This is a genomic window from Niallia yueguangensis (genome assembly GCF_052663115.1).
Window position 1 is genome coordinate 68,544 of the sequence record NZ_JBQTCX010000006.1, and the last position, 14,398, is coordinate 82,941.

The following is a 14,398-nucleotide window of genomic DNA, read 5'->3' on the forward strand; positions in this document are numbered from 1 at the left end:
GCTTTTTGTAAATGGATCCATTCGTTCACTTAATCATGTCTACTATAAAAAACAACAACATTATATAGATATACAATTATTCTTTCCTTAAGGCTGTTTTCGTAAACCCGCAGCCTGAATACACTTCGCTTTCCGCGGGCGAGCGTCGAGCCTCCTCGTCGCATACGCTCCTGTGGGGTCTCGTCTTTCTCGCATTCCCACAGGAGTCTACGTGTATTCAGTCTGCTGAGTACTTCTTCTCCCATTTTGTAAAAAACAACAAACTTTGAGAAAACAGCCTTCCTTAAAAAAGAAGTCTACTAGGAACAAGACTGGTTTTCTTTTGTATTTTCGTAAACGGCTCTTTGGCCGCCAATTAGTTTTGGTCGTGATTTCGCCATTGTAACATGCGCTTCACCTAGTTGCTTGAGAGACGTTCTAATTGGAACTGCGACATGTTTTAAATGCATGCCGATAAATGTATCACCTATATCTATTCCACCGTCTGCTTCGATAAACTCAACAATAACTGGATCGCTCATATGCTGATAGGCATATGTTGCCATCGCTCCACCAGCATGGCGAACAGGTATAACAGAAACCTCTGTCAACCCTCGCTCTTCCAATGTTTTTCTTTCTACTACTAGTGCTCTATTTAAATGTTCACAGCATTGAAAAGCTAAACTAATGCCGGCTTGCTGCTGATAACTTTGAAGTTTTTCAAAGATAATCCCAGCCACATCAATCGTTCCAGATGTTCCTATTTTTTGCCCAATCACTTCACTCGTACTGCAGCCAATAACGAATAATTGAGACTTCCTTAAGTTTGCTTGTGCCTGATACTCTGAAATAATCGTTTCTAATTGTTGTTCTAAAGCTACTTTTTCATCATTCATAAAAACACGGCCTTTCGAACAGAATTAAACTAATTGACTTTCTTCATATTGAGCAATTTTCTTTAATCTAGTTTCATGTCTTTGACCACTAAATTCTGATTGCAGCCAAACTTTTACAATCTCACATGCCAAACCAGGTCCAATTACACGCTCTCCCATAGCTATTACATTACTATCGTTATGTTCACGGGTTAATTTTGCACTATAAACGTCATGAACTAAAGCGCAGCGGACTCCCTTTACTTTATTGGCAGCAATGCTCATGCCGATGCCTGTGCCGCATATTAATATCCCTCTATCAAACTCACCATTTGCTACTTTTTCCGCAACTGGCAATGCATAATCCGGATAGTCTACAGAAGCTTCACATTCACAGCCAAAATCAGTATATTCTACCCCTAATTGTTCTAGTAATTTTATTACTTCTCCACGCATGATGATTCCACCATGATCTGATGCTATCGCAACTTTCATTATTACCATCCTCCCTACGTTCACAAACTATATTCTCACATAAAAAAACCAAAATAAAAAGACTAGGAAAAAGAAAAATATTTTTATCATATATTAGATGGACAGTACGACATCTGCACTATCTGCAAGCAATGATGCGGGACGAACAACATCCTATCTAAATACATCCCGTTAAGTCGAATCCCATTGAATTAAGTCTCACACCCACTTAATCCATGTGAACAAAACTAAATTTTAAAACGAAAAATAGTCGTTTTTAATTCTTCTGCATGCGCTTGTAATTCTAAGGCCAATTGGTTAACTCTATTCATTATTTTCGTTTGCTTTTCTGTTATAAAAGTAACTTGCTGGGCACCAGCTGATGTTTCTTCTGCTACTGCAGCTACCTCTTGAGATTGTTGAGCAGTATGATAAATTTGCTCCATCTGCCTGCGAACAAGCGCAGTTATACTAGCAACGTCATCTGCCATCTCTTTTATTGTGTTATTCATATCCTTAAAGATAAGATTAGCTTGTTCCCCTCGTTCAGCTTCTTTTTCTGCATTTAATACCTGTCTCTCCATTTGTTTCACTACATTTTTCACTTCTAATTGCATATTTTTAATAAGATCTGATATCCCTGCTACAGCCTTTCCGCTTTCATCAGCTAAATACCGTACTTCATTCGCTACCACCGCAAATCCTGCTCCATGTTCACCTGCACGTGCTGCTTCAATGCTTGCATTTAATGCCAATAAATTGGTTTGAGATGCAATATCGCCAACCAATTTAATAATACCTTCTACCTTCCCTACGTTGGTTTCTAGTTTCTGAACAGATTGCAAAGATAGATTATTATCCTCTACGATCGCTTTCAATCCATTTACTAAGGATAAAACAACGCCATTCGTTTTCTGTAGATGATCCATCATTTGGTTAGATGTTTGTATAGAAGTATTCGCTTTCTTTTGAACAGTTTGTGCAATTTCCATTGCTTCATCCACAGAAATTGCTGTATCCTGTACAGATTGTGCTGATACTTCTGCACCTCCCGCAATTTCTTCAACAGCCCTGGAAATTGCAAGCGTTTGCTCAGATGCTTGCTCCGCTTCTGTCGTTAAAGCATCCACTTTGGCATTTGTTTGATTAAAATTACATTCAATATTTTGTACCATTTCACGTAAATTAAATAGCATATGATTAAATGCAATGCCTAACGATTTAATTTCATCATCTGATTTTGAAATTTCTGCGTCTTCCTTCATATTTCCATTAGCTGCTTTCATTGCGGTTTTCTCTAATTTTTGAAGTGGTTTAATAATATATCCAGCTGCTAAAAACGCTAAAAAACCCGACCAGAGAATCCCCAATAATAATGTCCCCATTGTAAAAGCAAAAGAACTAATTTTCAAATTATTTTGAAGCATTGGATATAGACCATATATAAAAAGCGCACTTGTTGAATAAGTGATTACCGCTAATATTGTAATAAATAATGCCAGTTTTTTTCTCAAGCTAAACTTATAGCTTATATTCACTTCCATTCCTGTTCTCCTCACACACCATTAATCTAATTTTTTTATGATATTAAGTATTAAATCATCTAATTCTTGAAATGTTTTTCGATAATGTTCTACAGAACCGCCAAAAGGATCGATCACATCTCCTTTTTTATCTTCTGTTGCAAACTCTTTTAAAGTAAATGTTTTCTCTATTGAAGATGGGAATTGTGCTGCAATGGCATTCTTATGCCCTGTTGTCATCGTAAATATATGTGTTGCCCAGTCTAATAATTCCTTTGTAAGCATGGAAGATGTATGATGATGGTCGATTCCTTTTTCAGCCAACACTTCTTGCGCATGGTTTGATGCTGCTCCTCCATCCATAGCATATACACCCGCTGATTTCACTTCCACATTTTTAAGTTTTTTATTTTTTAAAATCGCTTCCGCCATTGGACTACGACAAGTATTTCCTGTGCATACAAATAAAACACGATACATACGAATCCTCCTCCTAATCATCATCTATCATTATATTCCAACCTTCTTAAAAGTCCTAATTGTTTTTTGCCTGCAAAAAAGGGATCTGAAGTACACCAGATCCCTTAAGCTTACACGGAAATTCAGACAGCTATTTCTCCCTTTAAAAATTCATCAATAATTTTATGCCCAAAGTTAAAAGTATTCCTCCACCTAACACTTCTCCGTAAGTTCCTAACAACCCTTGAACTTTTCTGCCGATTAGAAGACCCGCCCATGTTAAAATGGTCGCACCTATCCCAAAGCACGCTAACACAACAGCAGTTCTTGCATGATAAATTCCTAAGCTTAAACCAACAGAAAAGCTGTCTAAGCTAACACTTAGAGAAAATAGCAATAAACCAAATCCTACTGGTGTTATGCGATATACATCCTCTTCCTTAAATACAGACCAAATCATTTGGATTCCTAAAATAACAAGCAATCCGCCTCCGATATACACGGCAATTGCACCAAAATTATCTGATAAAAATCTGCCAGCAACGATGCCAATCAGCGGCATGATAACATGAAAAACGCCAATTATTATACCAGTATTCATTATTTGCTTTAATCTGAGCTTATACATTCCCATTCCTAACGCAACAGAAAATGCGTCCATTCCCAACGCAAATGCCATCAATATTAGTGTGAATATTTCTCCCATTAACGCAGACATTACTCCGCCTCCTTGGACTTGCTAATTAGATGTTATGCACGTCCAAGTTTTTTTAGAAGTCCGCTGCGGCAACTTTAATGAAAAAAATGAGCCATGGTGCTCTGTATTTAAGTTTATCCTTATTACCTTATTAAGTTTAGAGTGGATTTTCTTTAAGAAACACTTATCCACATCGTTCATTCAATCACTTGATGGGAAGCAGCTTTCATTAATCTATTCATAATCGCTTGTCCTACACCCTCAATCGGAAACATCTCACTAAAGATTATATCAACATCCCTATGATTAAAGCTTCTCAACCCTTCATATAAAGATGCGGCAACTGTTTGTATGTCTACTCTTTTTCCACAAGCAAAAATATAATCAGCTTGATAATAACCTTTATTTTCTTCCGTCGTTAACACACCTACTTTTTTCCCTTGTAATTTCTCTTCGTTTATTAGCAATTGGATTTTTTCTTTTGTTCCTCTTACTAAAAACATCGGAGCATTTGGAGCATAATGACTATATTTCATACCAGGTGCTTTTGGTGTGGATTCTTTGTTGATAAGTGCTGGATCTAAACGTACCTCACCCACTATTTGTTCTATTTGTTCTTTTGTTACCCCTCCAGGTCGCAATATAACAGGTATTGAATCCGTACAGTCTATTACAGTAGATTCAACCCCAACACCTGTAGGCCCTCCATCTACAATTCCCGCAATAATCTGATCCAAATCTTCTTTCACATGCAAAGCAGTTGTTGGACTTGGCTTTCCGGAACGATTGGCGCTAGGAGCTGCAATCGGCAAAGATGCTTCCGCCAATAACTTTAAAGCAACAGGATGATCAGGCATCCGCACCGCTACTGTTTTTAAGCCTGCTGTCGCATAGGAAGATAATGCTCCTTCTTTCGCACGAAAAATAATGGTCAACGCTCCCGGCCAAAAGGAATCCATTAGTTTTTTAGCCACTTCCGGGATTTCTTCCACTATTTCCTTTAATTGCGCTTGTTTCGCAATATGTATAATTAGCGGATTATCGGAAGGACGACCTTTTGCAGCAAAAATCTTTTTAATTGCTTCATCATCTTTTGCATTTCCGCCTAATCCATAAACCGTTTCTGTAGGAAAAGCAATTACTTCATTTCGTTTTAAAAGATCAGCAGCTTGTTGGATTTGTGGATAACTATATTCATTATCCACATTTTTATCCACTGACCAGTAAATTGTCTTCATTTTTATCCACCTTTACAAAAATCTATATTATTTCTTAGCCAAACTGCTTATTTTCCACATTTTTCGACAAGTACTCTTCGCTTTCAAAAGGTGTTCATTCTGTTTGAACAGTGGATAAACATATTATTCATCCACAAATTGTGAATAAAATACCCAAAAAAGTGGATAACTATATCTATTTATCCACATTTTTTAAGGAATAACACATAAATTCAAGGTTATTAACAGTTGATAAGTTATTTACAGTATTCGACTTTTTCAACACATGAGGAAGCGCTGTTTTCTCTATTCTATTAAAGCCTAAAAGAGAAAAAAGCTGAATAGCTTGTTTATTATTTAACATACAGTATAAAGTTTCAAGTTCTTTGTCTTTTGCCATTTTGATTGTTTGCTGCAGCAAATAGAGAATTTCTTCTGCGCTTGCATTCGATAAAACAAGAGAACGGAGAAGCCCAAGTTTTTTAAATGGCTGAATTCCAATGGTCCCTACTATTTTTCCATTAACATCCTCAACAAGAAGATAATATTCTAGCCATTTTTCCATTCCGCTCCTATCTATTGCTGTTTTTTGTAAAAATGATCGAATTTTATTTAGATCGTTCGGCTGCGCTTGTCTTATCGTTTTCTGCATACATTTCCCTCCATAATAAGTGTTTTTCTATTACTATGATGAAGAGAAAGAAATGATGCTAGAATATCGTTAAAGACCATATTCTTTTATTTTGTTATAAAGCGTCCCTCTTGAAATGCCTAATAGGTTTGCTGCTGCACTTTTATTTCCGTATGTTTTATGAAGTGCTTCTTCAATTCGTTTTGCTTCTTCTGCTATTATTCCCTCATCATTTGCTAAACTAGAAGAGATTTTTACGATTTCTGCCGGTAAATGTTCTAACGAAACTTCGTTATTTTCTGTTAAAAGAATACAACGTTCCACTATATTTCTTAATTCTTGCACATTACCCGGCCAATCATATTGTTTAAGCTTATTTAATGCAGCATCACTTAATACGATATTATTTTTTTGATGTTTCTCCCCATACTCTTTTATAAATTGACAGATCAAGCTCGGAATATCTTCTTTTCTTTTACGAAGGGGAGGAATATTAATGTGAATAACACTTAATTGAAAATAAAGATTTTCATTAAATTCTCCATTCTTTACTAACTTTATTAAACTTTGTGCAGTTGAAACAATTACTCTTGTTTTTGCTGAAATCTCTTTTTTCCCTCCAACACGAGTGAACGTACCATTTGTCACATACTCTACTAATTTTTGTTGAACAGCTAACGGCATTTTATCCACATCTTCAATAAATAATGACCCACCATTTGCTTGTTCGATTTTTCCGTTCTTTTCATTTTCTTCACCTGAATGAAAGGAAATTTTTTGATAACCAAACAGCTCAATTTCTAATACATCCGCTGGAATAACAGAGCAATTTAAAGAAATAAACGGCTGATTACTTTTTGCCCCCCCATAATGGATGGCTTGTGCCAACAGTTCTTTCCCTGTTCCTCTTTCACCGGTGATTAGTACAGGCATATTAGCATGCGCCATTTTCTGTGCCATTCCCACTGCTTTATTTACTTCTTCACTTTCAGTAACAATAGAAGAAAACGGTGCATCTCTTTGAACGTGCAGCGATAATTTAGATTCCAACTCTCGATTTAAATGCATCATTTTTGTAATGTCATGTTCCGTAGCAACACCGCCAATAATTTCGTTATTTTCAACAATAGGTGATGCGTTGATTAAAACATGTGTATGCTCATCTGGACGATGATACGTTCCTCTAACTGGATTTCCTTCTTTTAAAATTTGATGCAAGACAATCGAATCCGCATCAAAATGTGCTCCTATCTTTTTCCCAATAATCGCTTCTTTTTTAATGTTATACGTAATTTCCGCGACATTATTCCAATATACAACGGTTCCATCTTTATCTACTGCTGTTACTGCGTCATTAATCGTCTCTGCCAATGTTTGAAAAAAAGTGGCTAATTGTTTATTCTCTTTCTGTAAAGCTGGAAGCAACTTAGATGCGGTGATCACACCAGCAACTTCTTCCTGCTTTTCGTCCATAACTAATACTGGTCGCTCCCAATCAACATTATTTTGATGAATAGTATCGATACTAGTCACAGAGGATGGTTTTAGATGGAGACATTTTATCGACTCTTCTACTGTTTCCTTCTCCTTGCCTAACTGTACAAGAAAAGCTTCTTTCTTTTCGATACAATACCAGTGATCTGCCTTTACGACAACAAAATCATATAAAGCTAATTTATTTAAGAGAGATTGTTTATCCTCATGAATCGAAACCATTACAAATGATCTCTCTAATTCAACATGTGAATGGATGAACATAACAAATTCCTTTCATACAATGATAACTATTAATTTAACATATGTTCAGTAGTCTTCGCTATACAAGCAGATAGTATTGCCTTTTATCAATAAAAAGTTCTTCTCCCTTAATGAAAAAAGCTGATACTTTTATTTTTCACTTAGCTTCGAACAGTCGACAAAATAATTCTAAATCTGAAATTTTGTCTCCACGGAAACTCCTGTTAAATAATAAGTATCAGCTTATATCTGTCTACTATTTCAGTTATTATCGGAACCTTATTAAACTTTTCGAGAACTTAATTTTGCTTGCGTAAATAATAATAAGTAATCAAAACCTCCAGCTTTAGAATCTGTTCCTGACATATTAAAGCCGCCAAACGGATGAACCCCTACTAACGCACCTGTACACTTTTTATTTATATAAAGATTTCCACAATGCATCGTTTCGAGTGCATACTCGATTCGTTCTTCTCTAGCTGAAAAGAAGGAACCTGTTAATCCATAATCTGTATTGTTGTAAACATCTATTCCTGTTTTCCAATCAGCTACTTTGGAAAGAGCTATCACCGGTCCAAAAATTTCTTCTTGCATAATTCTTGCGTCTGGCTGAACATCTGCAAAAACAGTCGGCTCTATATAATAGCCATTTCCTTCTGCACGACAGCCGCCAGTCAGCAATTTTCCTTCTTCTTTTCCGATTTCTATAAACCTAAGAATTTTATCCAATGCTTTTTGGTCAATGACAGGTCCTACCGGGGCATTTTCTTCTGGTAATCCAACACGTAATTTTTGAGTTAATGCCGCTACTTTTTCTACTACTTGGTCATAAACAGTCTCTACAATAATGGCACGAGATCCTGCTGAACACTTTTGTCCCTGGAAACCGAAAGCGGATGTAACGATTGCCTCTGCTGCTGCATCTATATCCGCCGTTTCATCCACAACAATTCCGTCTTTTCCTCCCATCTCTGCTACGACTCGTTTTAACCAAATTTGTCCGGGCTGCACAACCGATGCACGTTCATAAATTCTGCAGCCAACTGCTCTTGAGCCTGTAAATGAAATAAATCTTGTTTTTGGATGATCTACTAAATATTCCCCTACATCGATGCCATCCCCTGGAACAAAGTTAATAACACCTGCCGGAAGACCAACTTCTTCCATTAATTCTACAAACTTTGCCGCAATCACTGACGTTGTATCGGAGGGTTTTAAAATGACTGTATTTCCTGAGACAACGGCAGCTACCGTTGTTCCTGCCATAATAGCCAATGGGAAGTTAAACGGGGAAATAACAATTCCTACCCCTAGTGGAATATACGTAATTTTGTTATCAACCTCACCTGCAGTTTGATATAAAGGCTGATGGGTAGATGTTTCGCTTAAACGAAGCATTTCCCGTGCATAAAATTCTAAGAAATCAATCGCTTCCGCCGTATCCGCATCTGCTTCCGCCCAGTTTTTCCCGGATTCGTATACTAAATAAGCAGAAAACTCATGCTTGCGTTGACGCATTAACGCTGCTGCCTTAAATAAGTATTCCGCACGTTCAACAGGTTTCACTTTTTTCCATGCATCAAACGCAGCCAACGCTTCTTGCATCGCTTTTTCTGCATATTCTTTTGATCCTTTACTAACTTCTCCAATTATTTCGTCTATATTTCCCGGATTAATGGATACTGTTTTTTCTTCGGTGATTATTTTATCTTTCCCAATTACCAACGGAAATGTTTTCCCAAATTCTCCTTTTACTTTTGCTAATGCTTTTTCAAATGCTTCCTTATTTTCTTTTACCTTAAAATCTGTAAATGGCTCATTTTTATAAGGTGTTATCGTTGTTAAATTTGTCATCACCATTCTCCTTCACTTCTTAAATTATTTTCTATCAAAGAACAAAAGCGCAAGCGCCTTGAACAGCTCTGAAGAAAAATGTTCACATGACTCAAAAAGTGCTTTTTACTTTTAGAGGCATGGGGTTATTTTTCACAAGAGCTAGGCGCTGGAGCTAGATGCAGACCCAACCGCTAAGTTATCCACAACTCCGTTTCGTTTATAATTTCCTATCAAACTAAAAATCTATGACTTTATTTAAATAAGTTTTTCAGCACAAACCAAACATTCGCCGGTCTTTCTGCTAATCTGCGCATAAAATAGCCAAACCAATCGACACCATATGGTACATAAATTCTTACTTTATATCCTTCTTTAATTAGCTTATTTTGCAGCTCAACACATATGCCATATAACATTTGGAATTCAAATCGGCTTTTATCGATGTGATGTTCAGCAACAAGCTTTTTCGTAAAATCAATTATCTTCTCGTCATGGCTTGCAACTGCAGTATAATGACCATTTAGCAAATGACTTTTAATTATTTTTTTAAAATTTTCATCGACATCTTTTTTTGCTGGAAATGCTACATCAGGCGATTCTTTATAAGCCCCCTTTACTAAACGTAAATTTGCATGTAATCCGTTTAATAGCTCTATATCTTCTTCTGTTCGATATAAATAGGCTTGAATAACTAAACCAACATTGTCAAAATCTCTGCAAAGTTCTTTAAAAAGATCAATGGTTATTTGACAATGAGCATAATCCTCCATATCAATCCGTACAAAATTGTTATATTGTTTCGCTCTTAAGAGTATTGCATTCATGTTTTTCCTGCATAGGTCTTTGTTAATGTCCAACCCAAGCGAGGTCATTTTAAGGGATAAATTAGATTGAACACCAGAAGCGTGGATAGCATCCAATGTTTGTAAACACATGTCAGCTGCTTGATTGACCTCAGCTTCTGTATAAACAAACTCGCCTAAATGATCGAGCGTAACTACTTTTCCTTCATTATTCAGCTCCTTCACGCATTCAATTGCTTTTAAGATGGTTTCTCCTGCAACGAATCTATTAGCCCCAAAACGCAAGCCATATTTTTTAGCCAACTTATTTGCTGAAGTGTTCTTTGCTAATGACTGAAACATATTGCGCATCACAACTTCCAATTTCATTCCCCCCTTTTTAAACATTCACATCACCCATATAACATTAAACACTTTTGTACAAACATATAATTTCAAACATAAATGTTTATTCGTTAAATTAATTATACGATATTGTATATCGTTAACATAGAAATTTGTTAAAAATTCTGACAACTTTTCTTTTGTAAACAGAAAATAAGACTGCCTTTCCATCAGCGTGTCTGATAAAAAAGCAGCCTCTCATTTGTTATTATCCAAATAGTTTATCCCATACTTCCACGATAAAAAATTTCACTTCTACCTTATCTTCTTTTGTTTCCTCTACATATACTGGTTCTTTTTTATCCTTTTGTTTGTTCTCTTTATTTTTATTATCGTTTTCTGTTTTTACTGCTTGTTCTTGCTTTTTATTTTCATTTTCTGCTTTGACTGCTTGTTCTTGCTTTGTATTCTCATTTTCTGTTTTCACTGCTTGTTCTTGCTTTTTATTTTCATTTTCTGCTTTCACTGCTTGTTCTTGCTTTTTATTTTCATTTTCTACTTTCACTGCTTGTTCTTGCTTTTTATTTTCATTTTCTGCTTTCACTGCTTGTTCTTGCTTTGTATTCTCATTTTCTGTTTTCACTGCTTGTTCTTGCTTTTTATTTTCATTTTCTGTTTTCACTGCTTGTTCTTGCTTTGTATTTTCATTTTCCACATTTGCTTTATTTTCTTCTTTTTTCTTCTCTTGTTTTTTTCCATTTTTATCATCAAATCCATCACTTACTGCCACCCCATTGGAAAAGTCAAGAAAACATAATGGAGGAAATAATACACACCACCAGTTTGCTCCTTCGCCTTTCCCTAAAGTGATAAGAATTGCTTCATATTCTCCTGCTGGATATAGAAATTGTCCGTATAATTTAGTTGGAAAATCTACTTTTCCAAATTTGACTTTTACACTTTGATTTTTATTTTCTTCTTCCACTACTTTTTCTGCAATTTGTTGAATTTCCGGCAATTTTGATTGTAATAATTTTTTTGCTTCCTCTTTAGAAGTTAATTCTGATACCCAAGTTGTAATTTCTTTATTTACGGCATCTCTTACTTTTCTTTTTAACGCTTGGTCTTCTTCGTTATCGCTATTTGCCAATATTCTTAATCGAATGGCATCACTTGGAATAACTACTTCATCATTTGCAGTCACTTCATTTTTTGGTATATATAAACTTAACACAGTAGAAATAATAAGTACGAATAAATATATAGTTGCCATCGGTTTTCTTCTCATTTTTTAGCACCGCCCCTTCACTAAAACAGTGTGGACAGATTACTATAATCTTAAACTAGCAAAAAAACTATTTTTTAATAGGATGTTCAAAAAGACACCAAATGATAAGCAGCGAAACACTTCGTTGGCTTGCTTCTATTTAATACCTTTTTAAACTCTCACTTTTAGTAAAATTTTAATAAAGGCTGTTTTCGTATAGATTGTTGCTTTTAAACGCGCAGCCTGAATACACTTCGTCCGTTTAGCGAGCGTCGAGCCTCCTCGTCGCATTCGCTTTTGTGGGGGGTCTCGTCTTTCTCGCATTCCCACAGGAGTCTACGTGTATTCAGTCTGCTGAGTACTTCTTCTCCCATTTTTTTCGTAAAAAACAACAAACTTAGAGAAAACAGCCTTAATAAAAAACCACTTCCAACTATTTATCCAATAGTTAAAAGTGGTTATTCTCTACTTAAAATCCAATCTCTGCAAAAACCATTCTATCTTTTCCATTTATATCAAATACCACTTCGATATTTGCCTCTGGAAACGCTGTCTGCAATAAAGCAGATACTGCTTTACTTTGTCCTGCACCAACTTCAAAACCAACTAAACTTTGTTTTTTTAATACTGAGGGAAGTTCCTTGCATAATCTTCTATATATCATCAGTCCATCAGCCCCTGCAAATAAAGCTCGATGTGGTTCATGTTCTGTTACGATATCCGACATCTCCATTTGGTCACTTTCTGGAATATACGGAGGATTAGAAAGAATAATATCAAATGTTTGTTTTTGTTCGATAAAAGGAGCAAGCAAATCGCCTTGCACAAATTGGATTTTATCTGCACCTAAAATAGACGCGTTTTCTTTTGCAACCTGCAAAGAAGGGGAATAAAGATCTGTTGCAGTCACTAATAGACTCGGTTCTTCTAATTGCATAGAAACAGCAATTGCACCGCTTCCAGTTCCAATATCAGCTAGCTTTAAACCATTTTTCCCTTTAAAAAGTGTATTTATTCTTTTTAAAGTAGCTTCTACTAATTCTTCTGTTTCCGGTCTCGGAATAAGAACCTCTTCATTTACTTTAAACTTTCGTCCATAAAACTCTTCATACCCGATAATATATTGAACAGGTGTTCCTTCCGCATGAAGATAAATATATTTTTTAAATACAGACAATGCCTCCAAATTCATGTCATCTCGAAAGTTCATTAACATTTCAGACCGGCTGATTTGAAGTACATGTCTTAACAGCAATTCTGCTGCGTATTCTTCCCGATTATGTTCATGTAAATAAGAAGAAGCCCATTTTAGGGCCTCAAAAATTTTTACCGGACTATTTTTACACATCAGAAGCACTTTCTAAACGGCTTGATTGTTCTTCAAAAATTAACGCATCAATAACATCGTCCATTTTCCCTTGCAGAATTTGATCTAACTTTTGAATCGTTAAACCAATACGATGGTCTGTGACACGATTTTGTGGGAAGTTATACGTTCTAATACGCTCCGATCTATCTCCCGTTCCAACGGCAGATTTACGTTGTTGATCGTATTCTGCTTGTGCTTCTTGTTGGAATTTATCATAAACACGGGCACGTAATACTTTCATCGCTTTCTCTTTGTTTTTGATCTGCGACTTTTCATCCTGACAAGATACTACTGTACCAGTAGGCAAATGGGTTAAGCGTACTGCAGACATCGTAGTGTTAACACTTTGTCCTCCTGGTCCGCTCGAAGCAAACGTATCTACTCGGATATCTTTTTCGTGAATTTCTATCTCTACCTCTTCCGCTTCTGGCAGACAAGCAACTGTTGCTGTTGATGTATGAATACGGCCGCCCGATTCTGTTTCTGGAACACGTTGTACTCGATGTGCACCATTCTCAAACTTCATTTTTGAATAAGCACCTTTACCATTGATCATAAAGATAATCTCTTTATATCCACCAACCCCTGTTGAGCTTGCATCAATGATTTCAATTTTCCATCCTTGAGCTTCTGCAAAACGGCTGTACATGCGGAATAAATCACCAGCAAATAATGCTGCTTCGTCTCCACCTGCAGCACCACGAACTTCCATGATAACGTTTTTATCATCATTTGGGTCTTTTGGAATAAGCAAAATTTTCAAACGTGCTTCTAGTTCCTCAATACGCGAAGCTGTTTCATCTAATTCTTCTTTCACCATTTCGCGCATTTCCGCATCTAATTTTTCTTCTAACATTGATTTTGCTTCTTTATGCTGTTCTTTTACTTCTTTATATTCCCGGTATGCTTCAACCGTTTCTTGGATATCGGATTGTTCTTTCGAATAATCACGCAATTTCTTTGTATCATTAACAATTTCAGGATCGCTCAATAACTCATTTAACTTATCGTAACGGTCCTCTACAGCTTGTAGACGATCAAACACGAATCTTCACCTCATTTTTCTCCATAACGTATTAATTATATTATAGGCGATAACCCCCGTCAAAACCAAATTAAGCCTACTTTCGATTGAGTCAAGCATTTATGGGCAGTTTTTTTATCCCCCAGAAAAGAATGCGAATTCATTATTTTTTGGTTCTCTCTT

Annotated in this window: 13 protein-coding genes; all 13 read right to left on the reverse strand. The window is 36.1% G+C overall.

What is annotated here, in order from left to right:
- Nucleotides 1-299 precede the first annotated feature (299 nt).
- Nucleotides 300-875, reverse strand: a complete 576-nt coding sequence (locus tag ACTYA4_RS07520; protein ID WP_443480941.1) for a TIGR01440 family protein — start codon at nucleotides 873-875, stop codon at nucleotides 300-302.
- Between the two features lie 24 nt (nucleotides 876-899).
- Nucleotides 900-1,349 (reverse strand): ribose 5-phosphate isomerase B, encoded by a 450-nt coding sequence (rpiB, locus tag ACTYA4_RS07525; RefSeq protein ID WP_443480940.1) that lies wholly within the window; start codon nucleotides 1,347-1,349, stop codon nucleotides 900-902.
- A gap of 227 nt (nucleotides 1,350-1,576) precedes the next feature.
- Nucleotides 1,577-2,872 carry a methyl-accepting chemotaxis protein gene (locus ACTYA4_RS07530; RefSeq protein WP_443480939.1) on the reverse strand — a complete coding sequence of 432 codons (1,296 nt, stop codon included), beginning with the start codon at nucleotides 2,870-2,872 and terminating at the stop codon, nucleotides 1,577-1,579.
- 21 nt (nucleotides 2,873-2,893) lie between these two features.
- Nucleotides 2,894-3,331: a low molecular weight protein arginine phosphatase gene (locus ACTYA4_RS07535; protein WP_443480938.1), complete on the reverse strand. Its 438-nt coding sequence runs from the start codon at nucleotides 3,329-3,331 to the stop codon at nucleotides 2,894-2,896.
- Between the two features lie 142 nt (nucleotides 3,332-3,473).
- Nucleotides 3,474-4,028 (reverse strand): manganese efflux pump MntP, encoded by a 555-nt coding sequence (locus ACTYA4_RS07540; protein WP_443480937.1) that lies wholly within the window; start codon nucleotides 4,026-4,028, stop codon nucleotides 3,474-3,476.
- 176 nt (nucleotides 4,029-4,204) lie between these two features.
- Nucleotides 4,205-5,245 (reverse strand): L-threonylcarbamoyladenylate synthase, encoded by a 1,041-nt coding sequence (locus ACTYA4_RS07545; protein ID WP_443480936.1) that lies wholly within the window; start codon nucleotides 5,243-5,245, stop codon nucleotides 4,205-4,207.
- A gap of 175 nt (nucleotides 5,246-5,420) precedes the next feature.
- Nucleotides 5,421-5,876: a GNAT family N-acetyltransferase gene (locus tag ACTYA4_RS07550; protein WP_443480935.1), complete on the reverse strand. Its 456-nt coding sequence runs from the start codon at nucleotides 5,874-5,876 to the stop codon at nucleotides 5,421-5,423.
- Between the two features lie 69 nt (nucleotides 5,877-5,945).
- The gene (locus ACTYA4_RS07555; protein ID WP_445505586.1) at nucleotides 5,946-7,613 is read right to left on the reverse strand and encodes a sigma-54 interaction domain-containing protein; all 1,668 of its coding nucleotides are present in this window, start codon (nucleotides 7,611-7,613) and stop codon (nucleotides 5,946-5,948) included.
- A gap of 261 nt (nucleotides 7,614-7,874) precedes the next feature.
- Nucleotides 7,875-9,446, reverse strand: coding sequence for an L-glutamate gamma-semialdehyde dehydrogenase (gene pruA, locus ACTYA4_RS07560; RefSeq protein WP_443480933.1), 1,572 nt, complete (start codon nucleotides 9,444-9,446; stop codon nucleotides 7,875-7,877).
- A gap of 233 nt (nucleotides 9,447-9,679) precedes the next feature.
- Nucleotides 9,680-10,594 carry a proline dehydrogenase family protein gene (locus ACTYA4_RS07565; protein WP_443480932.1) on the reverse strand — a complete coding sequence of 305 codons (915 nt, stop codon included), beginning with the start codon at nucleotides 10,592-10,594 and terminating at the stop codon, nucleotides 9,680-9,682.
- A 229-nt stretch (nucleotides 10,595-10,823) separates the two neighbouring features.
- Nucleotides 10,824-11,828 carry a stage II sporulation protein R gene (gene spoIIR, locus ACTYA4_RS07570; RefSeq protein WP_443480931.1) on the reverse strand — a complete coding sequence of 335 codons (1,005 nt, stop codon included), beginning with the start codon at nucleotides 11,826-11,828 and terminating at the stop codon, nucleotides 10,824-10,826.
- 463 nt (nucleotides 11,829-12,291) lie between these two features.
- Complete coding sequence (gene prmC / locus ACTYA4_RS07575) at nucleotides 12,292-13,170, reverse strand: peptide chain release factor N(5)-glutamine methyltransferase (protein WP_443480930.1); 879 nt, start codon at nucleotides 13,168-13,170, stop codon at nucleotides 12,292-12,294.
- Nucleotides 13,163-14,236, reverse strand: coding sequence for a peptide chain release factor 1 (gene prfA / locus ACTYA4_RS07580; protein ID WP_443480929.1), 1,074 nt, complete (start codon nucleotides 14,234-14,236; stop codon nucleotides 13,163-13,165). Before prfA ends, prmC begins: the two co-directional genes overlap by 8 nt.
- Nucleotides 14,237-14,398 lie beyond the last annotated feature (162 nt).

Excerpts from the sequence above, each read along its gene's own strand:
- ACTYA4_RS07550 (WP_443480935.1), bottom strand. The coding sequence starts at position 5,876 with ATGCAGAAAACGATAAGACAAGCGCAGCCGAACGATCTAAATAAAATT.
- prmC (WP_443480930.1), bottom strand. The coding sequence starts at position 13,170 with ATGTGTAAAAATAGTCCGGTAAAAATTTTTGAGGCCCTAAAATGGGCT.
- rpiB (WP_443480940.1), bottom strand. The coding sequence starts at position 1,349 with ATGAAAGTTGCGATAGCATCAGATCATGGTGGAATCATCATGCGTGGA.
- ACTYA4_RS07530 (WP_443480939.1), bottom strand. The coding sequence starts at position 2,872 with ATGGAAGTGAATATAAGCTATAAGTTTAGCTTGAGAAAAAAACTGGCA.
- spoIIR (WP_443480931.1), bottom strand. The coding sequence starts at position 11,828 with ATGGCAACTATATATTTATTCGTACTTATTATTTCTACTGTGTTAAGT.
- ACTYA4_RS07545 (WP_443480936.1), bottom strand. The coding sequence starts at position 5,245 with ATGAAGACAATTTACTGGTCAGTGGATAAAAATGTGGATAATGAATAT.
- ACTYA4_RS07555 (WP_445505586.1), bottom strand. The coding sequence starts at position 7,613 with ATGTTCATCCATTCACATGTTGAATTAGAGAGATCATTTGTAATGGTT.
- ACTYA4_RS07540 (WP_443480937.1), bottom strand. The coding sequence starts at position 4,028 with ATGTCTGCGTTAATGGGAGAAATATTCACACTAATATTGATGGCATTT.
- ACTYA4_RS07535 (WP_443480938.1), bottom strand. The coding sequence starts at position 3,331 with ATGTATCGTGTTTTATTTGTATGCACAGGAAATACTTGTCGTAGTCCA.
- ACTYA4_RS07520 (WP_443480941.1), bottom strand. The coding sequence starts at position 875 with ATGAATGATGAAAAAGTAGCTTTAGAACAACAATTAGAAACGATTATT.
- pruA (WP_443480933.1), bottom strand. The coding sequence starts at position 9,446 with ATGACAAATTTAACAACGATAACACCTTATAAAAATGAGCCATTTACA.